General features: G+C 65.1%; 25 protein-coding genes and 6 tRNA genes. 24 read left to right on the top strand and 7 right to left on the bottom strand.

All coding sequences use genetic code 11. From position 1 onward, the window contains the following. Positions 1-131: 131 nt before the first annotated feature. Positions 132-1931 (bottom strand): aminopeptidase P family protein, encoded by a 1800-nt coding sequence (locus HBF26_RS19195; protein ID WP_167129796.1) that lies wholly within the window; start codon positions 1929-1931, stop codon positions 132-134. Between the two features lie 198 nt (positions 1932-2129). Here HBF26_RS19195 and pyrG point away from each other — a divergent pair, with 198 nt between their 5' ends. From pyrG to truD, 9 genes are all read left to right on the top strand, one after another. After that, positions 2130-3809 carry a CTP synthase gene (pyrG, locus tag HBF26_RS19190; protein ID WP_167023220.1) on the top strand — a complete coding sequence of 560 codons (1680 nt, stop codon included), beginning with the start codon at positions 2130-2132 and terminating at the stop codon, positions 3807-3809. Then, the gene (kdsA, locus tag HBF26_RS19185; protein WP_167023223.1) at positions 3806-4636 is read left to right on the top strand and encodes a 3-deoxy-8-phosphooctulonate synthase; all 831 of its coding nucleotides are present in this window, start codon (positions 3806-3808) and stop codon (positions 4634-4636) included. The genes pyrG and kdsA overlap by 4 nt, the downstream gene beginning before the upstream one ends. A 94-nt stretch (positions 4637-4730) precedes the next feature. After that, positions 4731-5114, top strand: coding sequence for a hypothetical protein (locus HBF26_RS19180; RefSeq protein ID WP_167129794.1), 384 nt, complete (start codon positions 4731-4733; stop codon positions 5112-5114). Between the two features lie 10 nt (positions 5115-5124). Then, positions 5125-6423: a phosphopyruvate hydratase gene (gene eno, locus HBF26_RS19175; RefSeq protein WP_167129792.1), complete on the top strand. Its 1299-nt coding sequence runs from the start codon at positions 5125-5127 to the stop codon at positions 6421-6423. Positions 6424-6446: 23 nt separating this feature from the next. Continuing rightward, positions 6447-6776, top strand: a complete 330-nt coding sequence (ftsB, locus tag HBF26_RS19170; protein WP_167129800.1) for a cell division protein FtsB — start codon at positions 6447-6449, stop codon at positions 6774-6776. Further along, on the top strand, positions 6776-7465 hold the full coding sequence (gene ispD / locus HBF26_RS19165; RefSeq protein ID WP_167129790.1) for a 2-C-methyl-D-erythritol 4-phosphate cytidylyltransferase: 690 nt from the start codon (positions 6776-6778) through the stop codon (positions 7463-7465). Before ftsB ends, ispD begins: the two co-directional genes overlap by 1 nt. After that, complete coding sequence (ispF, locus tag HBF26_RS19160) at positions 7465-7938, top strand: 2-C-methyl-D-erythritol 2,4-cyclodiphosphate synthase (RefSeq protein ID WP_167129788.1); 474 nt, start codon at positions 7465-7467, stop codon at positions 7936-7938. Before ispD ends, ispF begins: the two co-directional genes overlap by 1 nt. Continuing rightward, positions 7935-9362, top strand: a complete 1428-nt coding sequence (gene mgtE, locus HBF26_RS19155) for a magnesium transporter (RefSeq protein ID WP_167129786.1) — start codon at positions 7935-7937, stop codon at positions 9360-9362. The genes ispF and mgtE overlap by 4 nt, the downstream gene beginning before the upstream one ends. 115 nt (positions 9363-9477) lie before the next feature. Continuing rightward, positions 9478-10491, top strand: a complete 1014-nt coding sequence (truD, locus tag HBF26_RS19150; protein ID WP_167129785.1) for a tRNA pseudouridine(13) synthase TruD — start codon at positions 9478-9480, stop codon at positions 10489-10491. 121 nt (positions 10492-10612) lie between these two features. On the opposite strand, the gene HBF26_RS19145 is transcribed toward truD, so the two are convergent. Continuing rightward, positions 10613-11158 (bottom strand): Smr/MutS family protein, encoded by a 546-nt coding sequence (locus tag HBF26_RS19145; RefSeq protein WP_167129783.1) that lies wholly within the window; start codon positions 11156-11158, stop codon positions 10613-10615. 170 nt (positions 11159-11328) lie between these two features. Here HBF26_RS19145 and surE point away from each other — a divergent pair, with 170 nt between their 5' ends. From surE to HBF26_RS19125, 4 genes are read left to right on the top strand one after another with little or no spacing between them, the layout of a single operon-like run. After that, positions 11329-12111: a 5'/3'-nucleotidase SurE gene (surE, locus tag HBF26_RS19140; RefSeq protein WP_167129781.1), complete on the top strand. Its 783-nt coding sequence runs from the start codon at positions 11329-11331 to the stop codon at positions 12109-12111. Position 12112: 1 nt separating this feature from the next. Beyond that, positions 12113-12796, top strand: coding sequence for a protein-L-isoaspartate(D-aspartate) O-methyltransferase (locus tag HBF26_RS19135; RefSeq protein ID WP_193569987.1), 684 nt, complete (start codon positions 12113-12115; stop codon positions 12794-12796). A gap of 29 nt (positions 12797-12825) precedes the next feature. Next, a complete protein-coding gene (locus HBF26_RS19130) occupies positions 12826-13434 on the top strand; it encodes a YqaA family protein (RefSeq protein ID WP_167129779.1) in 609 nt (202 codons plus the stop codon). A gap of 23 nt (positions 13435-13457) precedes the next feature. After that, a complete protein-coding gene (locus tag HBF26_RS19125; protein ID WP_167129777.1) occupies positions 13458-14462 on the top strand; it encodes a peptidoglycan DD-metalloendopeptidase family protein in 1005 nt (334 codons plus the stop codon). Between the two features lie 138 nt (positions 14463-14600). Here HBF26_RS19125 and panE read toward each other — a convergent pair whose 3' ends face one another. From panE to HBF26_RS19110, 3 genes are read right to left on the bottom strand one after another with little or no spacing between them, the layout of a single operon-like run. Then, positions 14601-15536, bottom strand: coding sequence for a 2-dehydropantoate 2-reductase (gene panE / locus HBF26_RS19120; RefSeq protein WP_167129775.1), 936 nt, complete (start codon positions 15534-15536; stop codon positions 14601-14603). 11 nt (positions 15537-15547) lie between these two features. Beyond that, the gene (locus tag HBF26_RS19115; RefSeq protein ID WP_167129773.1) at positions 15548-15919 is read right to left on the bottom strand and encodes an Mth938-like domain-containing protein; all 372 of its coding nucleotides are present in this window, start codon (positions 15917-15919) and stop codon (positions 15548-15550) included. A gap of 5 nt (positions 15920-15924) precedes the next feature. After that, positions 15925-16218: a YhbY family RNA-binding protein gene (locus HBF26_RS19110; RefSeq protein ID WP_167023259.1), complete on the bottom strand. Its 294-nt coding sequence runs from the start codon at positions 16216-16218 to the stop codon at positions 15925-15927. A gap of 81 nt (positions 16219-16299) precedes the next feature. Here HBF26_RS19110 and rlmE point away from each other — a divergent pair, with 81 nt between their 5' ends. From rlmE to HBF26_RS19055, 11 genes are all read left to right on the top strand, one after another. After that, on the top strand, positions 16300-16950 hold the full coding sequence (gene rlmE, locus HBF26_RS19105) for a 23S rRNA (uridine(2552)-2'-O)-methyltransferase RlmE (RefSeq protein WP_167129771.1): 651 nt from the start codon (positions 16300-16302) through the stop codon (positions 16948-16950). Beyond that, a complete protein-coding gene (gene ftsH, locus HBF26_RS19100) occupies positions 16947-18878 on the top strand; it encodes an ATP-dependent zinc metalloprotease FtsH (protein ID WP_193569986.1) in 1932 nt (643 codons plus the stop codon). Before rlmE ends, ftsH begins: the two co-directional genes overlap by 4 nt. A 221-nt stretch (positions 18879-19099) precedes the next feature. Next, positions 19100-19176: transfer RNA gene (locus HBF26_RS19095), tRNA-Arg, on the top strand. 140 nt (positions 19177-19316) lie between these two features. After that, a tRNA-Pro gene (locus HBF26_RS19090) sits at positions 19317-19393 on the top strand. Positions 19394-19417: 24 nt separating this feature from the next. After that, a tRNA-Arg gene (locus HBF26_RS19085) sits at positions 19418-19494 on the top strand. Between the two features lie 14 nt (positions 19495-19508). After that, positions 19509-19585: transfer RNA gene (locus tag HBF26_RS19080), tRNA-His, on the top strand. Positions 19586-19606: 21 nt separating this feature from the next. Beyond that, positions 19607-19682: transfer RNA gene (locus HBF26_RS19075), tRNA-Lys, on the top strand. A gap of 205 nt (positions 19683-19887) precedes the next feature. Beyond that, the gene (locus HBF26_RS19070) at positions 19888-21537 is read left to right on the top strand and encodes a phosphoethanolamine transferase (protein WP_167129769.1); all 1650 of its coding nucleotides are present in this window, start codon (positions 19888-19890) and stop codon (positions 21535-21537) included. A 584-nt stretch (positions 21538-22121) separates the two neighbouring features. Then, positions 22122-22206, top strand: a tRNA-Leu gene (locus tag HBF26_RS19065). A 27-nt stretch (positions 22207-22233) separates the two neighbouring features. Beyond that, complete coding sequence (locus HBF26_RS19060) at positions 22234-22962, top strand: TRADD-N-associated membrane domain-containing protein (RefSeq protein ID WP_167129767.1); 729 nt, start codon at positions 22234-22236, stop codon at positions 22960-22962. A gap of 251 nt (positions 22963-23213) precedes the next feature. Beyond that, positions 23214-23873, top strand: coding sequence for a DUF4145 domain-containing protein (locus tag HBF26_RS19055; protein ID WP_167129766.1), 660 nt, complete (start codon positions 23214-23216; stop codon positions 23871-23873). 89 nt (positions 23874-23962) lie between these two features. Here HBF26_RS19055 and HBF26_RS19050 read toward each other — a convergent pair whose 3' ends face one another. Together HBF26_RS19050 and HBF26_RS19435 are read right to left on the bottom strand one after the other, a co-directional pair. Further along, on the bottom strand, positions 23963-24478 hold the full coding sequence (locus tag HBF26_RS19050) for a hypothetical protein (RefSeq protein ID WP_167129764.1): 516 nt from the start codon (positions 24476-24478) through the stop codon (positions 23963-23965). 9 nt (positions 24479-24487) lie between these two features. Continuing rightward, positions 24488-24854 (bottom strand): hypothetical protein (locus tag HBF26_RS19435; RefSeq protein WP_205287674.1); only part of this gene is annotated, 367 nt, incomplete at its 5' end.

The raw sequence follows: 24854 nt of genomic DNA, 5'->3' as shown, positions 1-24854 counted from the left end.
TCGCTATCGTTGCCTGCATGAGAAGCCTGATCACGGCCATCAATGCCATGGTCCGAGATCAGGTTGGATGGCGATCTGCGGCCGTGTGAGCAATCCACTGAAAAAGACAGTTGCTCCCACACAAGCGCCGATCAAAGTGGCGCGCAGTGCCATTCGAGCCATTCGCGGTCCGCGCCCTCCAGCAGCGGAGACAGTGCCGCGCGCACGTGCGCGTGGTAGTCGTCCAGCCAGGCCCGCTCGGACGGTTCCAGGAGCCGCGGTTCCAGGCCGCGCCGGTCGAAGGGGCACAGCGTCAGCGTCTCGAACGCGAAGAATTCGCCGAATTCGGTGCTGTCCGCCTGGGTGACCACGGCCAGGTTCTCGTGACGGATACCGTAGCGGCCCGGCTTGTAGAGGCCCGGCTCGATCGAGGTGATCATGCCGGTTTCGAGCGGCACCAGGGCGCCGCCGGCCACCGGCGGTCGAATGCCGTGCGGACCTTCGTGTACGTTGAGGAAGTATCCGACGCCGTGGCCGGTGCCATGGCCGAAATCCATGCCGGCCGCCCAGAGCGGCGCGCGCGCCAGGGCGTCCAGTTGCGGGCCGCTCGCCCCCTTGGAGAAGCGGGCGCGCGACAGGGCGATCATCCCCTTGAGCACCAGCGTGGAGTCGCGACGCTGCTCGTCCGTGACCGGCCCGAGCGCGAGCATCCGCGTGATGTCCGTCGTGCCGCCGAGGTATTGCCCCCCGGAATCGACCAGCAGCAGCCCCTTCGCGGCAAGCGGGCTGAAGCCCGATTCGGTGGCCCGGTAATGCGGCAGGGCGCCGTTGGCCTCGTAGCCGGCGATGGTGGAAAAGCTCTCGCCGACGAAACCGGCCTGGAGCGCCCGGGCCTCGCGGACGATGGTGTCCACGTCCAGCTCGGTGAGCGGTTCGCCAGCGGCCAGGCCGGTCTCGATGCGCCGGAAGGCGCGCGCGAGCGCCGCACCGTCGCGGCGCATCACGTCGCGGATGTGATCCAGTTCCTCCGGTGTCTTGCGGGCCTTCTGCCCGGTGGATGGATTCGGCGCGCGCACCTGCTTCACCGTGGCCGGCAGGCCTTCGAGCAGGGCCACGACCACGCGGCCGGCGTCGTACATCAGCACGGCGTCGTCGGGCAGGGCGGCGATGGCCGACCCGGCGGTGGCATAGTCGGCAAGCGCGATGCCGTCGGCGGCCAGCGCCGCCTTCACCTCGCCCGGCACCTTGGCGGCGTCGACGAAAAGCGTGGCGGTGGCTTCGCCGACAAGCAGGTGGGCCAGGAACACCGGGTTGTACTCGACGTCTGCCCCACGCAGGTTCGTCAACCAGGCGATGTCGTCGAGGCTCGACACCAGGTGATGGGTGGCGCCGGCCTTGCGCATGGCAGTGCGGACATGGCGCAGCTTGTCGGCGCGTGGAACGGTCGCGAAGGGTGTCGCATGGGCGAAGACAGGGTTGGCGGGACGGGCAGGGCGATCGTTCCACGCGGCGCCGGGCAGGTCGAGGTCGGTGCGCAGCGTGGCGCCTGCCTCTTGCAGCCGCCGGGCGAGGTTTTCCGCCGCCGCCACCGCGATGCTGTCCGCCGCGACGGCGACCACGTCGCCTTCCCCCAGTTGCCCGGCCAGCCAGGCGACGTGCTCGGGAGTGTGTGCCACGTTCAGTTTCATCAGGGGCAGGCCGCTACCGGTCAGTTCGCTCTCCGCCTGGGCGAAATAGCGAGAGTCGGTCCACAGGCCGCCCCCCTTGGCCGTGACCACGAGCGTTCCGGCCGAGCCGGTGAACCCGGAGAACCATTCCCGGGCTTGCCAGCGCGCGGGGAGGTACTCGGAAAGGTGTGGGTCGGCCGAGGGCACGATCACGGCGGCGATGCCCTCCCGGGCCATGGCGGCACGGAGGGTCTGGAGGCGGGTGGGGAAAGGGTTGGCGTTCATTCCGCCGATGGTACTTGTCTCCCAAGACTTATGTGGGGGCCGCTTCAGCGGCGATGAGTGCTCGCGGCAAGCTTGCCCGCTGCCGCGGGATCGCCGGCATAGCCGGCGCCCACAGGCGGCCGAAGTCTGTCGGTCCCTGCCTCTCGCGAGCGGCCACGCACTCGGGTAAAATACAAATTTCCAGCACTGGCTGCTCGCATGACTCCCCTGATTTTCGTCACCGGCGGTGTGGTGTCTTCCCTTGGGAAAGGCATCGCAGCGGCGTCGCTTGCCTCCATCCTCGAGGCGCGTGGTCTGTCCGTGACCATGATGAAGCTCGATCCGTACATCAATGTGGATCCGGGCACCATGAGCCCCTTCCAGCACGGCGAGGTGTACGTCACCGACGACGGCGCCGAGACCGACCTGGACCTGGGCCACTACGAGCGCTTCGTGCGCACGCGCCTCACCGGCAAGAATTCGATCACCGCCGGCAAGATTTACGAATCCGTGATCCGCAAGGAGCGCCGTGGCGACTACCTCGGCGCCACGGTGCAGGTGATTCCGCACATCACCGACGAGATCAAGCACTCCATCCACGAGGCCACCCGCGGTTTCGACGTGGCGCTGGTGGAAATCGGCGGCACCGTCGGCGACATCGAGTCGCTGCCCTTCCTCGAGGCCATCCGTCAGCTGCGCATCGAGCACGGCCCGGAGAAGTGCATGTTCGTGCACCTCACCCTCGTGCCGTTCATCAAGGCCGCGGGCGAGATCAAGACCAAGCCCACCCAGCACTCGGTGAAGGAACTGCGCTCCATCGGTATCCAGCCCGACGTGCTGCTGTGCCGCTGCGAAGAACCCCTGCCGGACGGCGAGCGCCACAAGATCGCCCTGTTCACGAACGTTCCGAAGAACGCCGTCATCAGCACGATCGACGTCGACGTCATCTACAAGCTGCCCATGTGGTTGCATGAGCAGGGTCTGGACGATCTGGTCATCCGCCGCCTCGGTCTCGATGCGGGTCCGGCCGATCTCTCCAGCTGGGTGCGCACGGTCGAAGCCGTGGAACATCCGCGTGACGAAATCACCGTGGCCATCGTCGGCAAATACGTGGAGCACAAGGACGCCTACAAGTCCCTGGGCGAGGCGCTGCGCCACGGCGGCATCAAGCAGTCCACGCGCGTGAACCTGCGCTGGGTGGATTCCGAAGACGTCGAAGCCCGCGGTCCGCGTGCGGTGCTGGGCGACGCGGATGCCATCCTGGTGCCGGGCGGCTTCGGCAAGCGTGGCTTCGAGGGCAAGATCCTCGCCGCCCAGTTCGCGCGCGAAACCGGCGTGCCGTACTTCGGCATCTGCTATGGCATGCACGCCGCGGTGGTGGAGTTCGCGCGGAACATCGCCGGCCTGCCGCAGGCCGACTCCAGCGAGAACGACCGCAATACGCCGGATCCGGTCATTGCCCTCATCACCGAATGGACCACGGCCACGGGCGAGACCGAAGTGCGCAGCGAGCGTTCCGACCTCGGCGGCACGATGCGCCTGGGCGCGCAGGAGTGCCGCCTGAAGGCCGGTACCCTGGCTCGCGAACTCTATGGCGAAGACGTCGTTCGCGAGCGCCATCGCCACCGCTACGAATTCAACAACCGCTACCGTCAGTCGTTCGAAGATCTCGGACTCGTCATCTCGGGCAAGTCGATGGACGACCTGCTTGTGGAAATCGTCGAACTGCCGCGGCAGGTGCACCCGTGGTTCCTGGGTTGCCAGGCGCATCCGGAATTCACCTCCACGCCCCGCGAAGGCCATCCGTTGTTCATCGGCTTCGTGCGCGCCGCGCGCGAGTACAAGGCCGTTCGCGAAGGCGAGCGCCTGGCCGTCCGCTCCGAGGAGTCCGCCGCATGAAGCTCTGTGGTTTCGAAGCCGGTCTCGACCAGCCCCTGTTCGTGATCGCCGGCCCGTGCGTCATCGAGTCCATGCAGTTGCAGCTCGACGTCGCCGGCAAGCTCAAGGAAATCACCGGCCGCCTGGGCATCAACTTCATCTTCAAGTCCAGCTTCGACAAGGCCAACCGTTCCTCCGGTTCCAGCTTCCGCGGCCCTGGCCTGGAAGAAGGCCTGAAGGTGCTGGACGCAGTGAAGAAGCAGATCGGCGTGCCCGTCCTCACCGACGTGCACGAATACACCCCGATGAACGAGGTGGCCGCGGTGGTCGACGTCCTGCAGACGCCGGCCTTCCTGGCCCGGCAGACCGACTTCATCCAGAACGTGGCCCGCGCCGGCAAGCCGGTGAACATCAAGAAGGGCCAGTTCCTGGCGCCGTGGGACATGAAGAACGTGGTGCAGAAGGCGTTCGACGTGGGCAACCACGACATCATGGTCTGCGAGCGCGGCGCGAGCTTCGGCTACAACAACCTCGTGTCCGACATGCGTTCGCTGGCGGTGATGCGCGAAACCGGTTGCCCCGTGGTGTTCGACGCCACGCATTCGGTGCAGCTGCCGGGCGGCCAGGGCACCAGTTCCGGCGGTCAGCGCGAGTTCGTGCCCGTGCTGGCGCGCGCGGCGGTGGCCGTTGGCGTGGCGGGCCTCTTCGCCGAGACGCATCCCGATCCCGCCAAGGCCTTGAGCGACGGCCCCAACGCATGGCCGCTCGACCAGATGGAAGAACTGCTCGAGACCCTGATGGAACTCGACCAGGCGGTGAAGCGCAGAGGTTTTGCGAAACACGCCTGAGCCGTCTCCCGGGACGGTATGATTGACGGGATCCGGCGCTTTCGCGCCGGTACGCCGACAGGGGGCCGGCATGGCCCCGGGGAGACTGGCTTCGATGACTGACGACAACGCGACCCACGACGCCGGCACACCTCGCCAGCGCGCGGCCCGCATGCCGCAATCGGGTCACGGCATCGCTTCCTTCGTCATCGCCCTTGTGTCCGGCCTCGTCGTCCTGGCTTCCATCACGTTTTCCGCGCTGCTCGTCGCGTCCGGCAATGCCGAGCAGCACATGCCGGTCTTCGGCCTCGTCGGCATCGTCATGTGCGCCTTCCTGGCGCTCTCGCTGGTGGGGCTCGTGCTCGGTTTCATGGCCCTGCGCCGCCAGGACCGACGCCGCACGTTCGGTGCGATCGGCCTGGGCCTCAACGCACTCATCCTCGTCGGTACCACGGGCCTCGTGCTCGTCGGCACCTTCTTCAGTCATTCCAACTCGTAACGGGAAGCGCATGACCACCTCCATCAGCACCATCCACGCCCGCGAAATCCTCGACTCCCGCGGCAATCCGACCCTCGAGGCCGAAGTCACCCTCGCCGACGGTTCGTTCGGACGCGCGGCGGTACCGAGCGGCGCGTCCACCGGTACGCGCGAGGCCGTGGAACTGCGCGACGGCGACAAGAGCCGCTACGGCGGCAAGGGCGTGAAGAACGCGGTGGCGAACGTGAACACCACGATCGCGAAGGCGCTCTGCGGCTTCGATGCGGCCGACCAGAAGGGCCTCGACGCGAAGCTCATCGCGCTCGACGGTACCGACAACAAGGGCAAGCTGGGCGCGAACGCGTTGCTCGGCGTGTCCATGGCCGCCGCGCACGCCGTGGCCGCGTCGCGCAAGCAGGCGCTGTGGCAGTACCTCATGGTGGACGGCGGCGGCTCGCTGCCCGTGCCGATGATGAACATCATCAACGGCGGCGCGCATGCCGACAACAATGTCGACGTGCAGGAATTCATGGTGCTGCCGGTCGGCGCGCCAAATTTCGCCGAAGCGCTGCGTTACGGTGCCGAGATCTTCCACGCCCTGAAGTCCGTGCTGAAGGGCCGCGGCCTCAACACGGCCGTGGGCGACGAGGGCGGCTTCGCCCCGAACCTGAAGTCCAACGTCGAGGCGCTCGACACCATCCTGGAAGCCGTGAACAAGGCCGGTTACAAGGTGGGCAGCGACATCCTGCTGGGCCTCGACGTGGCCAGCTCCGAGTTCTTCAAGGACGGCAAGTACGACCTCGAGGGCGAGGGCAAGGTCTTCACCCCGGAACAGTGGGTGGACACGCTGGCGTCCTGGGCGAAGCAGTACCCGATCGTCACGATCGAGGACGGCATGGCCGAGGGCGACTGGGCCGGCTGGGCCCACCTCACGAAAGCCATCGGCGAAGGCATCCAGCTCGTGGGCGACGATCTCTTCGTCACCAACCCGAAGATCTTCCAGGAAGGTATCGACAAGAAGATCGCGAACGCCATCCTGATCAAGGTGAACCAGATCGGCACCCTGACCGAAACGCTGGAAGCCATCGCCATGGCCGATCGCGCGAAGTACGCGGCCATCGTGTCGCATCGCTCGGGCGAGACCGAAGACACCACGATCTCCGACATCGCCGTGGCCACCACGGCAACGCAGATCAAGACCGGTTCGCTCTGCCGCACCGATCGCGTGGCCAAGTACAACCAGCTCCTGCGCATCGAGGAAGCCCTGGGTTCGAAGGCGAAGTATGCCGGTCGCCAGGCGTTCCCGAACCTGTCGAAGCTCCCTGGCTGAGTCCTGCCTTGAGCAACGCCGCCATCCTGCGCTGGGTCGGCCTGATCCTCGTCATTGTCCTCATCGCGCTGCAGCTGAAACTGTGGGTCGGCGGTGGGGGCATGGCCGAGGTCGATTCCCTGCGCGAATCGGTCAGGAAACAGACCGAGGAAAACGCTGGGCTGCAGAAGCGTAACCAGGCCCTGGCGGCGGACGTGGAAGACCTGAAGCACGGCGAGCAGGCCACCGAGGCGCGTGCGCGGCAGGAACTGGGCCTGATCAAGCCGGGCGAAACCTTCTACCAGGTGGTCGAACCGGGCGCGACCAGCAGTGCGCCCCCGCCACCCCCGCCCGTCGCCCCCGGCGGCCAGTGATGGACGCGCTATGGTGTGTCCTGCCGGCCGCCGGAAAAGGCGTCCGCGCAGGTGGCGACCGGCCGAAGCAATACCAGCCCATCGCTGGACGGCCGATGATCGAGCACACGCTCGAACGTCTCGCGGCCCATCCGCTGATCGCCGGCCTCGTGGTGGCGATCGCGGCCGACGACCGGCATTTCGAGGCGAGGGACACGATCGGCGGCAAGCCGCTGCGTGTGACGGTGGGCGGCGGCGAGCGCAGCGATTCCGTCCTGGCGGGGCTGCTGGCGTTGCCGGCTTCCGTGGGCGAGCGTGATTTCGTGCTGGTGCACGACGCGGCCCGGCCCTGCGTGCGTGCGGCCGACATCGCCCGTCTGGTCGAATTGGCCGGACGGGGGGAGGGCGGTCTCCTGGGGGCGCCATTGCGCGACACCCTCAAGCGCGCGGACACCGGCTGTCACAGCATCGACACCGAACCGCGCGAGGGTCGCTGGCGGGCGTTCACGCCGCAGATGTTCCGCCGCGGGGCGCTGGTTCGTGCACTCCGCCTTGCCGGTGAAGACGGTATCGTGGTGAGTGACGAAGCCATGGCGATGGAAAGGTTCGGCGTGGCGCCACTGCTGGTGGAAGGATCGGAAGACAACATCAAGGTGACCACGCCGGCCGACTTCGCGCTGGCGGAGTTCCTTCTAGGGAGAATCGGGTAATGCGCATCGGCCAGGGATTCGACGTCCACGCGTTCGGCGAAGGCGACCACGTGATGCTGGGTGGCGTGCGCGTGCCGCATTCGCAGGGCGTGCTCGCGCACTCCGATGGCGACGTGGTGCTGCACGCGCTTTGCGATGCGATGCTCGGCGCGCTCGCGCTGGGTGACATCGGAAAACACTTTCCGCCATCCGACCCTGCGTGGCGCGGAGCGGACAGCCGCCGCTTCCTGCGTGCGGTGGCCGCCATGCTCGCCGAGCGCGGCTACGAACTCGGCAACGCCGACATCACAGTGGTCTGTGAGGCACCGAAGGTTGGCCCGCATGCGCAGGCCATGCGCGAGACCATCGCGGAGGATCTCGGCGTGGACATCGACCGCATCAGCATCAAGGCCACCACCACGGAAACCCTCGGCTTCACGGGGCGGCGGGAAGGCATCGCGGCGCTCGCCACGGTTCTGGTGCTGCACACATGAGCGAGGTCGAGCCGCGCGCATCCACGCCTCGCCTGCACGACAGGCTGGAGGCGATCACGGCCCTTCTGCGCAGGCGGGAGGACCTGCTCGCGTTCGCGGGTGCCGCACCGGACGGTGACGAAGCCGCCCTTGAAGCGACCGACGCGGAGCTGCAGGCCCGCCTCGACGAACTCCATCCGGCCGATCTTGCCGACGTCCTCGAATCGTTGCCGCTGGAAGACCGCCTGGCGGTCTGGCAGCGCGTACGCTCTGACCGGGACGGCGACATCCTGCTCGAGGTTTCCGACTCCGTCCGCGAATCGCTGATCGCGGACATGGACGACCGGGAGATCCTCGCCGCCGTCGAACCGCTGGACGCCGACGAGCTGGCCGACCTGGTCGACGACCTGCCCACCGAGGTTCTGCCCGAACTGATGGCCAGCCTCGACGCGCAGGAACGCGAGCGCGTGCAGGCCGCCATGTCCTACGAGGACGATCAGGTCGGCGCGCTGATGGACTTCGACATGGTCACCATCCGCGAGGACATCAGCCTCGAGGTGGTGCTGCGGTACCTGCGCCGGTTCGACGAACTGCCTGCGCAGACCGACAAGCTGTTCGTCGTCAACGCGGACAATGTGCTCACTGGCGTGCTGCCGCTGCATTGGTTGCTTGTGAACCCGCCGGAAAAGATGGTCCACGAGATCATGGCGCCGGACGTCAACACCTTCCGTCCGGAAGACGACGCGTACGACGTGGCCCAGGCCTTCGAGCGCTACGACCTCGTGACCGCTCCCGTGATCGACAACCAGCAGCGGCTCATCGGTCGTATCGCGGTCGACGCCATGCTCGACTTCATTCGCGAGGAAAGCGAGACGGAAGCGTTGTCGCGCGGCGGCCTGCGCGAGGAAGAGGACATCTTCGCTTCCGTCTGGAAGTCGGTGCGCAATCGCTGGGCCTGGCTGGCGATCAACCTGGTCACGGCGTTCATCGCCTCCCGCGTCATCGGTCTGTTCGAGCACTCCATCGAGAAGCTCGTGGCCCTGGCGACGCTCATGCCGATCGTGGCCGGCATCGGCGGCAATTCGGGCAACCAGACCATCACCATGATCGTACGGGCCATGGCGCTCGAGCAGATCGGCGTATCGCAGGCGCGACGCCTGTGGCGGAAGGAACTGGCCGTCGCGCTCGTGAACGGCATCGTATGGGGCGGCGCCATCGGTCTGGTGGCATGGGCGCTCTACGGCAGCGTGTCGCTGGGCGCGGTGATGACGGCCGCGATGACGCTGAACCTTCTTCTCGCGGCCTTCATGGGCGTGGGCATTCCCATGCTGATGACCAAGCTCGGTCGAGACCCGGCCCTCGGTTCCAGCGTGCTTATCACGGCGATGACCGACAGCGGAGGATTCTTCATCTTCCTCGGGCTCGCCACGTTGTTCCTGTTGTAGGAACGCGTTGTGGGAGCCGGCCAGGCCGGCGATCCCGCGGCAACGGGCAAGCGTGTCGCGACCACCCTTCGCCGCTGAAGCGGCTCCCACAGGTAAAAGGACTATTCGGAGTTCCATGAACGACACAGAGCTTCCTTTCGCCTTCGGCGCACCTCCGCTGCGTGCGCGCCTGCGCACCGCACCCGAAGACTTCGTGGTGGAGGAAATCCTCGGCTACGAGCCCGACGGCGCCGGCGAGCATGCCTTCCTCGTGGTGGAGAAACGCGGCGCGAATACCGATTGGGTGGCGCGCGAGCTGGCGAGGTTCGCGGGCACTTCGCCGATGAACGTCGGTTATGCGGGCCTGAAAGACCGCCATGCGGTGACGCGGCAGGCGTTCACCGTGCAACTGCCCGGGAAGGCGGATCCGGACTGGTCGGCGTTTCCGCATGCCGAGGTATCGATCCGTTCGCTGGGCAGGCATTCGCGCAAGTTGAAGCGCGGCGCGCTGCGGGGCAACCGCTTCCTGCTGGTGCTGCGCGAGATCGAAGGCGACCGCGCCGGTGCGGAAGCGCGGCTTGCCGCCATCGCGGCCCGCGGCGTGCCCAATTATTTCGGCGAACAGCGTTTCGGCCTGGGAGGCGGTAACGTCGCGCAGGCGCGGGCGATGTTCGGCGGGCGACGGGTCGATCGCGACAAGCGCTCGCTCCTGCTCTCGGCGGCGCGCTCGCACATCTTCAATGGCGTGCTCGCGGAGCGGGTCGCGGGCGGCACATGGGACGCGCCGATGGACGGCGAGATCTGGGCGCTGGAAGGCTCGCGCTCGTGGTTCGGTCCGGAAGCATTCAACGACACGCTCGCGGAGCGGCTCGCGCGTTTCGACATCCATCCCTCGGGGCCACTGTGGGGGCGCGGCGACACGCCGGCCGCCGGTGCCGTCGCCGAACTGGAACGCGCGGTGGCCGCGCGCGACGAGGACCTGGCCGCCGGCCTTGCCGGTGCGCGCATGGATCAGGAGCGCCGCGCGTTGCGCCTGCAGCCGCGCGATCTCGCATGGCGCTGGTTGGACGATGGCGCGCTGGAAGTGTCGTTCGGCCTTCCGGCGGGCGCGTATGCCACGACGGTGATCCGCGAACTGGCCCTCACCTGATGAACCGGCGACACCTGCTGTAGGAGCGCGCCCTGCGCGCGACAGCTTTCGGGCCAGTTCCCAAGCTCGCGCGCCAGCTCGGGGTCACGGCCCCAAAACATGTCGCGCGCAGGGCGCGCTCCTACGGACCTTTCAGCAGCACCACCACCGCCCCGGTACCGCCTTGCATCGGCCGCGCCGAAGCGAACGCAACCACGTCGTCGCGACGGCGCAGCAGGCGATCGGTCAACCCCTTCAGGACCGGGCCGCCGGCCTTCGAACGCAGGCCCTTGCCGTGAATGATCCGCACGCAGCGGATGCCGTCGTGGCGGCATTCGGCAAGGAATTCGGAGATGGTCAATTGCGCCGCCGCCGCGTTCATCTGGTGCAGGTCCACGTCGGCCTGGATGCTGAACTGTCCACGCTTGAGCTGCTTCAGGAGTCTGGGCGGGTAGCCGTCGCGCAGGTAGGACAGCTCCTCGCCCACCTCGAGATCGGCCGGATCGTAGTCGAACAGCAGCGAGTCGGCGGGAACCGCGGCTTCGTCGGCGTCGCGCATGTGGGGATGCGGCGCGGGCCTGGGCTTCGCGGGCAGGATGTCCGCCGGGCGCATGAGCCGAACGTCGCCGATGGCCTCGCGGAAGAGGCGGCTATCGTCGTCGTGCACCTTGGGCGGGCGTCGCGTCATGCCTCCATCCTAAGCGAAGCATCGTGGGAAGTCGCGACGGCGCCGTGACGGCGGTCGCATCGGCTTCCGTGCCCGTTCCGTGAATCCGGCTGCCCGCTCCGGTAGACTTGGACGGTCGGGCGGCCTCTCCGAGATGGGGCCGCCCCGCCTGTTTTTCGATCTGGATCAGCATGCAAGTTCTGGTTAGCAACGACGACGGCGTGGAGGCCCCTGGCATCCAGGTGCTGGCCGAGCGTCTGGCCGAGTTCGGCACGGTGACGGTCGTGGCTCCCGATCGCGACCGCTCCGGCGCGAGCAATTCGCTCACCCTCGATTCGCCCATCCGCGTGCAGCGCCTCGAGAGCGGCGCATACCGCGTTGCCGGCACGCCCACCGATTGCGTGCACCTCGCGCTCTCCGGGTTGCTCGATCACGAAACGGATATCGTCGTGTCGGGCATCAACAATGTGGCCAACCTCGGCGACGACGTCATCTATTCGGGCACCGTGTCCGCCGCGATGGAAGGGCGCTTCCTCGGTCTTCCCGCCATCGCCGTGTCGCTGGTCACGCGCGAGGGTTCCGGCCGCCATTTCGACACGGCAGCCAGCGCGGTGCTGATGCTGATGCGGCGGCTCATCGTCGATCCGCTGCCGGCCGACACCATCCTCAATGTGAACGTGCCGGACCTGCCCTGGGAGCAGGTGCGTGGCTTCGAGGTCACGCGTCTGGGCAAGCGCCATCGCTCGGCGCCGGCCATCCGCAGCGCCGACCCGCGCGGCCGCACCATGTGGTGGATCGGGCCGCCCGGCGAGATCGACGACGATGGCCCTGGCACCGATTTCGACGCCGTTCGCCGCGGCTACGTTTCCGTCACGCCCATCCATACCGACCTCACGCGCTTCCAGGCCCTGGAAAAGGTCAGCAGCTGGATGCTGCCGCTTTCGTCCGCCATGGGCGACGAGGAGGCGGCCTGACATGGTGAACATGCACGCGCTCCCGCCGTCCGCGCTCCGCGGCGAAGGCATGACCTCGCAACGCGCGCGCGACCGCCTGGTGGCCAAGCTCGCGGAAGAAGGCATTCGCGACGAGCGGGTGCTTGAGGTGATCCGCCAGTTGCCCCGCCACCATTTCATCGATCAGGCGCTGCACTCGCGCGCTTACGAAAACAACGCGCTGCCCATCGGACATGGCCAGACCATCTCCCAGCCGTGGATCGTGGCCCGGATGACGGAAGCCCTGATCGAGCACGGCGTTCCGGAGCGTGTCCTCGAGATCGGCACGGGCTCGGGTTACCAGGCGGCGGTTCTGTCCGGCATCGTGCCGACCGTCTACACCGTCGAGCGGATCGAGGAACTCCTGCGCCAGGCGCGGCGTCGCTTCCGGCAACTCGGCCTCGACAACCTGCGGTCGCGACACGACGACGGCAAGCTCGGTTGGCCTTCGGAGGCACCGTTCGACGCCATTATCCTTACCGCCGCCGGCGACCGCGTGCCCGCGCCCTTGTTCGACCAGCTGAAGCCGGGCGGTGTGCTCGTCGCTCCGGTGGGCAGCCCCAGCCAGCAGGTGCTCGTGCGCATGCGCAAGGACGACGACGGAACCATCCATCGCGAAGACCTCGGCGCCGTGAGCTTCGTCCCGTTGCTTGGCGGCATCGGGTGATACTCATCCACCAAAAGGAATCCCGCTGAATGCGGATGTTCGCTTCGCTGTACGAGCGCGCCATCGTCTGGGCACGCCATCGCCATGCGGTCCGCTATCTTGCGGGACTCTCCTTCGTCGAGGCATTCATCTTCCCGGTGATGCCCGAGGTCATGCTGGCACCGATGATGCTGGCGCAGCCGCGCAAGGCCTTCCGCTTCGCGAACTGGAGCCTGCTGTTCTCGCTGCTCGGTTCGCTCGTTGGATATAGCCTCGGCCATTTCGCGTACGAGGCACTCAAGCCGCTGCTGGAATCGATGCATCTGCTGGCACCGATACAGAAGGGCGTGGAAAACCTGCAACGGGACATGCAGGCGCACTCGCTGGGTCTGTACATCGTGCTTGCCATGGCAGCGCTGCAGCCCGTGGTGCCCATGAAGTTCGTCACCTGGGCCTCGGGCATCGTGGGGGTGCCGGTCCTGCCGTTCCTCGTCTGCATGCTCGTCGGGCGCGGCAAGCGCGTGTGGCTGCTGGCCCTTCTCGTCCGCATCTTCGGCGAACGTGCCGAGCAGATGCTGCGCAAACACATCGAGTGGATAGGTTGGGCTGTTATCGTAGCCCTCATCCTGTTGGCTGCCTGGTGGTTCCTGTTGCGATGAGTGACCGTGAAGGGAGATCCGCGATGCTCGTGACCCGTCCGCCTGCCTTGCTGGCCATGCTGGCGGCAAGTCTCCTGCTCGCCGGCTGCGATCTCGCGCCACGCAGCTCGGTGGTGGTCACGCGCAGTTCCGGCAGCTACACGACCGCGCGGCCCTCCGCGCCGACGCCGCCGCCGGGTGGCAGCTATCGGGTGGTGAAGGGCGACACGCTTTACAGCATCGCTTTCCGGAACAAGGTGGATTTCCGCGACCTTGCGGCCTGGAACGGTATCGGGTCGCCATACACGATCTGGCCCGGCCAGGATCTTCGGCTCTCGCCGCCGGGCCGCGAGGCAGCGAAATCCCCGGCCTCGGTGACGCACACTGCCCCTGCCGTTGCCGCCGTGCCAGTACCCGCTCCGTCGCCCGCGCGTCCGGCCCAGCCCGCACCCGCGACCCAGCCGGGCTTTGCGCCCGTCACAGAGGGGGCGGCCGCTGCGTCGGCCGTGCCCGCGCCGGCAACCACCACGAATACCCCCGTGGTCGTCGCGGGCAAGCCGGCCGAATCGGTCGTGCCGCCACCGGCGCCCGCTTCCTCCGTCGGCCAGACCCCGGCGCCAGTGGAGAATCCGCCGGCGTCCACACCCATCGTGGCCAAGGGCGCCACGCGCAGTGTCGGCGGCATCGTCTGGCGCTGGCCCGCCGACGGCGCCCTCCTCAAGAAGTTCTCATCCGGGGACGCGATCCCCGGTATCGAAGTGGCCGGCAAGGCCGGCGATCCGGTGCGCGCGGCCGCCGACGGCGTGGTCGTCTACAGCGGCAATGGCCTGGTGGGCTATGGCGAGCTCGTGATCATCAAGCACAGCGACAGTTTCCTCTCGGCTTACGGCCACAATCGCAAGCGCCTGGTGAAGGAAGGCGAGAAGGTGAAGGCGGGACAGGTCGTGGCCGAAATGGGTTCCACCGGCGCCGCCAGGGACGAACTCCAGTTCCAGATCCGCCGCGACGGTAATCCGGTCGACCCGCTGCAGTACCTGCCGCCGAGGTAGGGTTCCAGGCGCGAGAGCGAAAGTGGCTTCTTGTGGGAGCCGCTTCAGCGGCGATGGGTGCTCGCGGCCAACTGGCCCGCTGCCGCGGGATCGCCGGCAGAGCCGGCTCCCACACGCCGGCAGAGCCGGCTTCCACCATCAGCCTTCACGTTTCTGGCGAATTTCGTACGCCTGCAGATGCGCATAAGCCACCTCGAGCAACGGTGCCGCCACGCCCGCGTCGCGCGCACGACGCAGCATGTCGCCCACGATGTGATCGGCTTCGATACGCTGCCCCGATTCCAGGTCGCGCAGCATCGATGCCGTGAGCGGCGAGCCTTCCTGGGTCAGCGTCTTCCAGGCAAAGGAGCGCGCGTTGTCGGGCACAGCATGGCCGGACGCGCGCGCAACGGCCAGGCATTCCTCGTACATGCGCTCGACGAGGTGGCGTCCGTCGTTCGTGGCGACGATATCGCCCACGCTGGCACGGAAGAGGCAGGTGCTGCCCGCCAGCGTGGCGAGGAAAGCGAACTTCGCCCAGAGGTCGCGAAGGATGTCGCTGGAGTGCGTATGGTCGACCTTCGCGGCGGCGAAGGCGTTGGCGATCGCGGCGCAGCGTCCGGCGTGTTCCTGGCCGTCGCGTTCGCCGAAGGTAATCGAGGCGCCGTTCCCGAAATGGATGATCTCGCCATCGGGCCCCTTCGCTGCGCTGATCACGCACAAGCCGCCCAGCACCCGGTCGGGACCGAAGCGATTGTCGAGCACGGGGTAATGGGCCAGGCCGTTGAGGATCGGCAGCACCGTCGATTGTTCGCCCACGGCGGGGTCGATGGCCTCGATGGCCGAATGCAGGTCGTAGGCCTTGCTCGACAGCAGCACCAGATCGAACGGCGCCTGGCTGGCCACGGTGTCGGCCAGCACGTGTTTCACCCACACCGTGGCGTTGCCGAAGGGGCTGACGATCACCAGACCCTTCGCATCCAGCACGCGGGCGCGTTCCGGTCGAACCAGGAACGTGACGTCCAGACCGGCCTGTGCGAGCCGCCCGCCGAAGTATCCGCCGGTGCCGCCGGCGCCCAGGACGAGGATGCGCATGTGTGCTCCCTTCAGGGAAGGATGAAAGCCGCCACGACCTTGCGACCCTCGCCGGCCAGGAGGCTATAGGTACGCGCCGCCGAACCGTTGGTCATCGCCTCGATGCCGATGCCGCGGCGGAGGAAGCCGGCCATGACCTCGGCCGGGGGGAAGACCTGGCGCTCGCCGGTGCCCAGGAGCACGAGTTCCGGCTGGAGACCGGCAATCTTCTCGACGTCGGCCAGGGTGAGGCGGGCGGCATCGGTAGCTTCCCAGTCCTCGACCACCTGCTGAGGGGTGAGCAGGATGCTCTTGTGGAAGTCCCGATCGACCACGGTAACCGTGCCGGCGCCCACGCGGCGCACGAAAAGGTAGTCGCCGGGATGTTCGAAGGACAGATCCATGGGGGTTACCGGGGCAGGGCGAGCTTCGGATCCTGCTCGTTACGACGGAACAGGACGACCACGTGGCCGATTTCCTGGACGGTTTCGGCACCGGTCTGGCCGGTGAGGAAGGCGATCTGTTCCTGGCGCTCGTCCTTGTCGCCCCCGGAGAGCTTCACCTTCACCAGCTCGTGGATGTCGAGGGCCTGGCCGAGTTCCTTGGCGACGGCCTCGGTGGCCCCCTTGTTGCCCAGGAGGATCACGGGGCGGAGGTCGTGGGCGAGGCTGCGCAGGTAGCGGCGCTGGGTAGGGGAGAGCATGCGTTCAGGTTCGGTTCGCGGCGGGTAGGCGGCAAAGGGTATCATGCAAGGCTTGCCCACTTCTTCCGCGGGTCCACCCCGATGTCACGCAGCAAGAGCAGTTCCCGCTGGCTTCGGGAGCATTTCGACGACGTTTACGTAAAGCGCGCCCAGGCCGAAGGGTTGCGTTCGCGCGCCGTATTCAAACTCGAAGAACTGATCGACCGCGACCGCCTGATCAAGCCGGGCATGACCGTGGTCGATCTCGGCGCCGCCCCCGGCGGGTGGTCGCAATTGGCCCGGCAGCGGCTGGGCGACAGCGGCAAGGTCATTGCCCTCGACATCCTGCCCATGGTGGGTCTGGCGGGCGTGGACTTCATGCAGGGCGATTTCCGTGAGGAATCGGTCCTGCGCGAGCTGGAAAGCAAGCTGGAAGGGAAGAAGGTCGATCTTGTCCTGTCGGACATGGCCCCCAATATGTCGGGTGTGGCACTCGCCGACCAGATCCGCGCCATGGACCTTTGCGACCTGGCCCGCCAGTTCAGCCTCGACTGGCTGAAGCCCGGTGGTTCATTTCTCGTGAAGCTGTTTCAGGGGGCGGGGTTCGACGAATACCTTAAGAACTTGCGCGCGGACTTCAGTCGCGTGACGATGCGTAAACCGAAGGCTTCCCGCGCGCGTTCGCGGGAAGTCTATGCGCTGGCGACCGGGCTCAAGTCCGCGTCCCGGCAACCAGGCGAGAACCGCGCATGAACGAGATGGCAAAAAACCTGTTGCTCTGGCTGATCATCGCGGTGGTCCTGCTGACCGTCTTCCAGACGTTCAACCCGCACAGCGGCGCGTCGCAGGACATGTCCTATACGACCTTCGCCCAGCAGGTCGACAACGGCAACGTCGCCAGCGGCACGATCACCTCCACCGCGCCGCCGACCATCACCGGCAAGCTGAAGGACGGCGGGTCCTATCGCACCGTGGTGCCGGTGGTGGGCCTTTCCACCAGCGACCTCGTGAAGACGATGCGCGACAAGGGCGTCGAACTTCGCCAGGAGCCCGCGGACAACGGCTTCTCGCTCATCGGCCTCCTGTTCAACTGGCTGCCCATCATCATCTTCGTGGCCGTGCTCATCTGGTTCATGCGCCAGATGCAGGCGGGCTCGGGTGGCCGTGGCGCCATGAGCTTCGGCCGCTCGCGCGCCAAGCTGCAGGGCGAAGACCAGGTCAAGGTCAACTTCAACGACGTGGCCGGCTGCGACGAGGCCAAGGAAGAGGTCGGCGAACTCGTCGAATTCCTCCGCGACCCCGGCAAGTTCCAGAAGCTGGGCGGCAAGATTCCCCGCGGCGTGCTCATGGTCGGCCCGCCCGGTACGGGTAAGACGCTGCTCGCCAAGGCCATCGCCGGCGAGGCCAAGGTGCCGTTCTTCTCCATCTCCGGTTCCGACTTCGTCGAGATGTTCGTGGGCGTCGGCGCCAGCCGCGTGCGCGACATGTTCGAGCAGGCGAAGAAGCACGCCCCCTGCATCATCTTCATCGACGAGATCGACGCCGTCGGCCGCCATCGCGGCGCCGGCATGGGTGGCGGTCACGACGAGCGCGAGCAGACGCTGAACCAGCTGCTCGTGGAAATGGATGGCTTCGAGGGCACCGAGGGCATCATCGTCATCGCGGCCACCAACCGCCCCGACGTGCTCGACCCCGCGCTGTTGCGTCCCGGCCGTTTCGACCGCCAGGTGGTGGTCGGCCTGCCGGACGTGAAGGGTCGCGAGCAGATCCTCAAGGTGCACATGCGCAAGGTGCCGACCGCGTCCGACGTGGACGCGATGACCATCGCGCGCGGCACGCCCGGTTTCTCGGGTGCGGACCTCGCCAACCTGGTGAACGAGGCTGCTCTGTTCGCCGCTCGCGAGAACGCCCGCGAAGTGCGGATGAGTCACCTCGACCGTGCCCGCGACAAGATCCTCATGGGTTCCGAGCGCCGCTCGATGGCGATGAACGACGAAGAGAAGCGTCTCACCGCCTACCACGAGGCGGGCCACGCCATCATCGGCCGCCTCGTGCCCGAGCACGACCCGGTTTACAAGGTCACCATCATTCCGCGCGGACGGGCGCTGGGCGTCACGATGTACCTGCCCGAAGGCGACCGCTACAGCATGAACAAGGTGGCGATCGAATCGCAGCTGTGCTCGTTGTACGGCGGTCGCGTGGCGGAGGAACTCATCTTCGGTCACGACAAGGTCACCACGGGTGCCTCGAACGACATCGAGCGCGCGACGAAGATGGCACGCAACATGGCCACCAAGTGGGGCCTGTCCGACGAACTGGGCCCGGTCACCTATGGCGAAGAGGAAGACGAGGTCTTCATCGGTCGCTCGGTCACGCAGCACAAGAGCGTGTCCAACGAGACGGCGCGCAAGATCGACGAAGTGGTGCGCACCATCCTCGATCGCGCGTACGCGCGCAGCAAGGAGCTGTTGACCACCAACATCGACAAGCTGCACGTGATGGCCGAGGCGCTGTTGCAGTACGAAACCATCGACGCGCGCCAGATCGACGACATCATGAACGGTCGCGAGCCGGGTCCGCCGGCCGACTGGCAGAAGCCGGGCTCCACGCCGCCGCCGCCGCCGAGAGGCGATGCGGGCTCGGCGCCCGACAAGGTCGGTAAGCCGGCTACGCAGCTTTAAGAGGGAAGGGCGGCCACGAGCCGCCCTTCTTGCGATGGACGAGGCCTGCGCGTTCGACCTTTCGCCTCGGCCTGCAGCAAGATTTGCACCGCTGTTACCGATTTGCGAAAAAAAAGATGCAAAAAGTGTTGACGCACACGTCGGATATCTGAATAATTCCGCTTCTCGACACGGCGCTAACGCCTCACGGCGAAAGTGATCGGGTCAACGGTTTAAAGTGTGCGCCCGTAGCTCAGTTGGATAGAGTACCAGGCTACGAACTTGGTGGTCGGGAGTTCGAATCTCTCCGGGCGCACCATCTTTAAGCAAGACCTTCGCGTTCGCGCGGTGGTCGCGGTAGTTGAAAGTGTGGTGTGTTCATACGGATTGACGGGCTTGGCTTTGACCCGTAACATTTGAAGGCTTCACCCCGGTATATCGGGATGGTGCTTGAAGTTTCGGGGTATAGCTCAGTCTGGTAGAGCGCCAGCTTTGGGAGCTGGATGTCGGGGGTTCGAATCCCTCTGCCCCGACCAGTTGGCGTTCTACGTACAGTGCCTGCGCCTGTAGCTCAATCGGATAGAGCATCGGCCTTCTAAGCCGACGGTTGCAGGTTCGATTCCTGTCGGGCGCGCCAATTGAAGTTTTATGGTGGGCGTAGCTCAGCTGGTTAGAGTACCGGATTGTGATTCCGGATGTCGTGGGTTCGAGTCCCATCGTCCACCCCACTTACAACGCAAGTTTCAAACGGGCCGTTAGCTCAGTTGGTAGAGCAGTTGACTCTTAATCAATTGGTCGTAAGTTCGAATCTTACACGGCCCACCAATACGAAAGACCCGGAGAAATCCGGGTCTTTTTTTTGCTTTTTGCACGCCACGCGTGTTCCCACCCCGTAGGGCGCGCTCCTACAAGCTGCGTGAGCTTTTCGCAGGCGACAGCGGGACGAAAGCCGATTGTGACGAAGATGTTACCTCTGTAACCTCCCGCTCTCTCACGTGCTCGCGATCTCGCCGGGCCATCAGGGCTCGACATGATCATTCGAAACCACGCGGCCGACGGCCACGGCAAGCGCGCGCTGCCTGCGCTTGCGCTGGGCGCCGCCGTCGCCGTGTACATCCTTGCTGCGCTCAATCGCAGTCTTTGGTCCGAACTGCACGAGGCACTGTCCGCGTCGCGGAACATGGAAGGATTCTGGACGCTCAGCGTGACCGTCTGTTGCCGGTTGGTCGGCAACCTGGTCCTCATCCTCGCGCTCGTCACGTGGCCCCGCGTGGGCAAGCCATTGCTGGCGGCGCTCATCCTCGTATCCGCGGCGAGTGCGTACTACGCGCAGACCTTCGGCGTACGTCTGAACGAAGAAATCGTCCAGAGCATCTTCGAGACGCAGCGCGCAGAGGCGGCAGCGATGATCACCGGCGATGCCGTGCGCTGGATCCTTCTGTTCGGCGTGCTGCCGGCGTCGATTGTGCTGCTGGTACCGCTGCGCTTCCTGCCGAAGTGGCGGCTTCTGGGGTGGCGCATGGTCATCGTGCTGGCGGCGCTGGCTCTGATGATTCTTCCGCCGATGGTCGCCGGGCGCAGCTATGTCTACTTCGAACGCAACCACCGCGGCATGTACGACGTCTTCAATCCGTATGCGGCATTGAGCGGTACCTTCCACTACCTGCAACGCGAGGTCTTCCGCTCCAAGGCGACGATGACGCCCATCGGCATGGACGCCACGCTCGATCCGGTCCCCGCCGCCTCCGGTCGGAAACGCGTGGTGGTTCTTGTGGTGGGCGAGACCGCGCGCGCGGAGAACCAGTCGTTGCAGGGCTATCGGCGTGAAACCAACCCGGAAATGAAACGGGCCGGCGCGATCTACTTCAGCGATGCCTGGTCGTGCGGCACGGCCACGACGGTGTCGGTGCCTTGCATGTTCTCGAACATGACCCGCGAGAAGTTCGACAAGCCGGTGGCAAAAACCCATTGGAACGCCCTCGACGTGCTTCAGCATGCCGGCGTCGACGTGTATTGGCGCGACAATGACGAAGGTTGCAAGGGCGTCTGCCTCCGCGTCCCGAACGACGATCTCACGGACGCGAAAGTGGCTGGCTTGTGCGATGCCGACGGTTGCTTCGACGACGTGCTGCTGACCGACCTTCCGGAACGCCTCGCGCGCATGCGCTCACCCGCGTTGCTGGTGCTGCATCTGAAGGGCAGCCATGGTCCTGCGTATTTCCAGCGCTACCCGAAAGCGTTCGCCGTGTTCGGGCCGGGTTGCGACACGGCCGAGGTGCAAACGTGTACCTACGCGCAGACCGTCGCGAGTTACGACAACACGATCCTCTACACCGACCATATCCTCGGCAAGGTCGTGGACGCCTTGAAAGCGGCTCCCGAAACCGACAGCGCGATGATGTACCTCTCCGACCACGGCGAGTCGCTGGGCGAGAAGGACATCTACCTGCACGGCGCGGATTGGGACACGGCACCCAGCCAGCAGAAGCACATCCCGATGCTGATGTGGCTCTCGCCCGGCTGGGTCCGCGACAGCGGTGTGCAGCTGGCGTGCCTGGACAAGCGCCGCACCCAGCCCGCCAGCCAGGACAACCTGTTCCACACGCTGCTAGGCTTCTTCGGCACTCGCACGACGGTCTACAACCCAGCCCTCGACCTGCTGTCCGGCTGCCGAGCCTGAGTTCGACTCGTCATCCCGGCGAAAGCCGGGACCCACAGCCTCAGTGCCCCTGCCTCCCTCATGTCGCTCCTGCGAAAGCAGGAGCCCAGCGCCTCGGTTGGCCTGTGCTCGATAGCGCCGCTTACGTGATCGGATAACCCACTGACGTGAGTTCGTGGCTTAAGCGGCTTCGCCGCCGCATTCGTGTTGCGTTGTTCGCTTCGTAGGTTGGGCTCGCCTGTCGGCCTCGCACGCGGCGCCGGTGCCGCTACGGAGCGGCCAGTAGCCGTCCCCTCGCCGCGAAGACCTACGTCGTTCCTTGCGAAAGGAGGAGCCGCTACGCGGCTCGGTGTCTTATGGCTGACGCCGCTGCGGACCCGGGCGTTCGGGCGGGAGTCTTCGACTCGGCATCCTGCCTCGACGAAGACGGCCGGCCATCCAGGCCGGCCCCCTTACGGGTCTTATCCGCCCGAACGCCCTCGACTCCAGACATCGCGGCGAGGGGGACGGCTGCTGGCTTCGGACGGCGCGGTCTCGTGGTGGGAAAGCCTTTGCGCTTTACCTTTTGTGGACCGGCGACCGCCGGCCCCCTAGAATGACCGGGCGCGAGAGTGGCGGAATTGGTAGACGCACCAGATTTAGGTTCTGGCGCCGTAAGGCGTAAGGGTTCGAGTCCCTTCTTTCGCACCAACTTGTTCTCAGGAGGGGAGGCAGCGGATGCTCGACAATTTCGTGTGGCTGTTCTTTAGGTATTTTAAGAAGGCATCAACGAAGTTGCGCTTGTTGTTGCTTTGTTCCATCGCCACCGGGGCTCTAGTGGCAGGAACGATTGTCTTTTTTCATGAAGATTCGCAGCGTTCGGATGTCGCGGCTGCATCTGCGGCAGGCGCCGCTCTAGTTATATCTCTGATCGCAGCTCTTGAAGGAGCCACTGAACTAAGTGAGAGAGCTAAGGAGCTCGAGCGCGCAGAAGCACAGACCCAGGCGCATCCGGATAAACCTCTACTTGCTTGGGATGCCGGACGTCTGCGGCTGGAAAGCTATCTTGATAGGAATTTGAGCCAAGTTCGAGCAATCTTCTGGTTGACTATTCTCGTAATGCTTGTTGGTTTCTGTTTGATCGTATTTGGTCTTATGCGCGCAATGGCTCAGCCGGATCGATTGCCGATTGCAGTTGTTTCGGCTGCATCTGGAGTCCTCGTTAGCTTCCTCGGAGGCTCATTTTTGCTGATCTATCGTTCTACTCTTCGTCAATCGACCGAGTTTGTTTCAGTGTTGGAACGTATCAATGCCGTCGGAATGGCTGTGCAAGTGATTGAGAGTATTCCTCTTGAACCTCATAACTTGCGGCATGAAACTTCGGCCGCTCTCGCGAGGAAGTTGTTGGCCTTATATGGTGCAAGTCGGGCCAACCCGGCCAAGGAAAAGTCGAAGGCTAAGATGTAACTTATCTTCCTATTGTTCGAGTGAGTCAGATCACAGCAGGATGTACGTAGCTTCGCGTTTTGACTCTGTGCATTCCCGACCATGCCGATAGCGGTCCCATCAATGTGCAAGAGCGAGTTATTGGTGTCTCCAGTGCCTGCCAAAGTTGCCCTCTACACTCGGATGTTGGCGGGAGTTCGTCACGAGCCCCGTGGCGTCGCAACAAGCGGGTCCTTGTACAGTCTTGCCTGCTGACGATTGAGAGTTGCCTGATGAACCGCCTGACCCAACGTTTCGACGAGTTGCTCCGAGAGATCGACGACATTCTGCAGGGCGCGCAGTGGAAGGCCGACCCGCTAGGCGGACGGCCCTCGGAGTACGTCGACTCCCATCGACTTTTGGGGTGGCAGGTGAAGGCTGCCAATGCAATTGAAAAGGCCGCTGGGGCTAAGTCCCCTCAAGCGACAAGCTTCAAGGACGCTGGCAAAGCGAATTTCGTGACCAACAAGAGTCACGCGGAACGGCAGCGAGCTGTCGTGGCTGCTGTCAGGGAGGATCACGACGGTGGTTACCTCGTTTCAGCCCGGGCACTTGCCAGATCTGAAGTCTTCGACACTGAGCTGGATCAAGCGAAGGAGCTGCTCAGTCAGGGGTATGACTTACCGGCTGCGATTATCGCCCGCACGGTTTTGGAGACGGCCCTGAGAAGTCTGTGTGATCAGCACGGGGTCCAGCCCGGCAAACTCGATTTTATGAACTCGGCGCTAGTTAAGGCGCAGGCATACTCGGTTGTCGTCCAGAAGAATGTGACCTTTATGTCGGGCGTCGGCAACTGTGCGGCACACGGTAAGCGTGATCAATTCAATGCGTCTGACGTTCAGGCCATGATCGACGGAGTTGCCCGATTCCTTTTGGACTTCCCGAGCGCGTAGCAATCTAGGTTGGTAGGATGCTCTCACGGGCGGTCGAGACTGAACTCGTCGCGGACCAGGACATCCCGACCACCGACGCAGGCCTCCCTTTAAGGGTCGCACTTGTCTAGCTTGAACATCCCCCACCCGATCGACATGTGCTTCTCCTGGAGTAGGGATGTGGCCAGACCCGGGAGAAAAATGTACTTCGGAGCCTTGCTTCCCGGTGATGGCGCTTCGTAGATGACCTTGTGGTCTTCGTTCCACGCAAAGTACTCGAGGTCGCTAAGTACTCCGGGTTTGTTAGGGTCCTTCGACGATCTCCAGTCTGGGGCATCCGAACGAGGGCTTTCGATGAGATCGATAGTTGGCCCGTTGCCTTGGTTGAACAGGAACCAGTCGTGGAAATCGGGGGCTTTGTAACCGTTGATCTTGGGAAAGTGGATGTGGAGCGCGACCCTATCTCCCATTCCTTCCATGGGGTGGGAGACTGCGATGAAGTCGGCGGTTCCGTTGCTCTTGGAAACGGTGTAGCGGTAGTGGGCTTTTTCGACGGGGCAGCTGAGAGTCGCCCCGCCGGCGCCTGTAGCAAAGGCAATGAACCCCAAATGCTGAAGTAGGCTCATGTTTCGAAGCTATTGAACATGTAACGAGAGAACGAGCCACTTGTCTCGGAAGTCACTCACTACTTGTTTGACCTCAGGGTCTCCATCAAATTTCTGAGGCTTGTACGGGCCTCTGTAGTGGCACGCATATACGTATTCCGGGAATGTCATTGTTCCGGCGATCTTGTCCTGGCTCAGATGCCCGGTGTACCTGGCTCGGAAATAGTCTATGTCGTCATACATGGCGGTGATTTGGTCTGGATTGCTGTCGCGATTCTGACCTGCCCCCACTGAGCCGTACCACATGAAGCTGTAAAGTCCGTCAATCACGAGGACGGATATGAAGAAGAGTCGTTTCACCACCGAGCAGATCATCGGGTTTATCAAGCAGGCTGAC

This window comes from Luteibacter jiangsuensis (genome assembly GCF_011742555.1).
GTDB lineage: Bacteria > Pseudomonadota > Gammaproteobacteria > Xanthomonadales > Rhodanobacteraceae > Luteibacter > Luteibacter jiangsuensis.
Note: the sequence above shows the minus strand (reverse complement) of the source record. Positions and strands in the feature narration are given on the sequence as shown.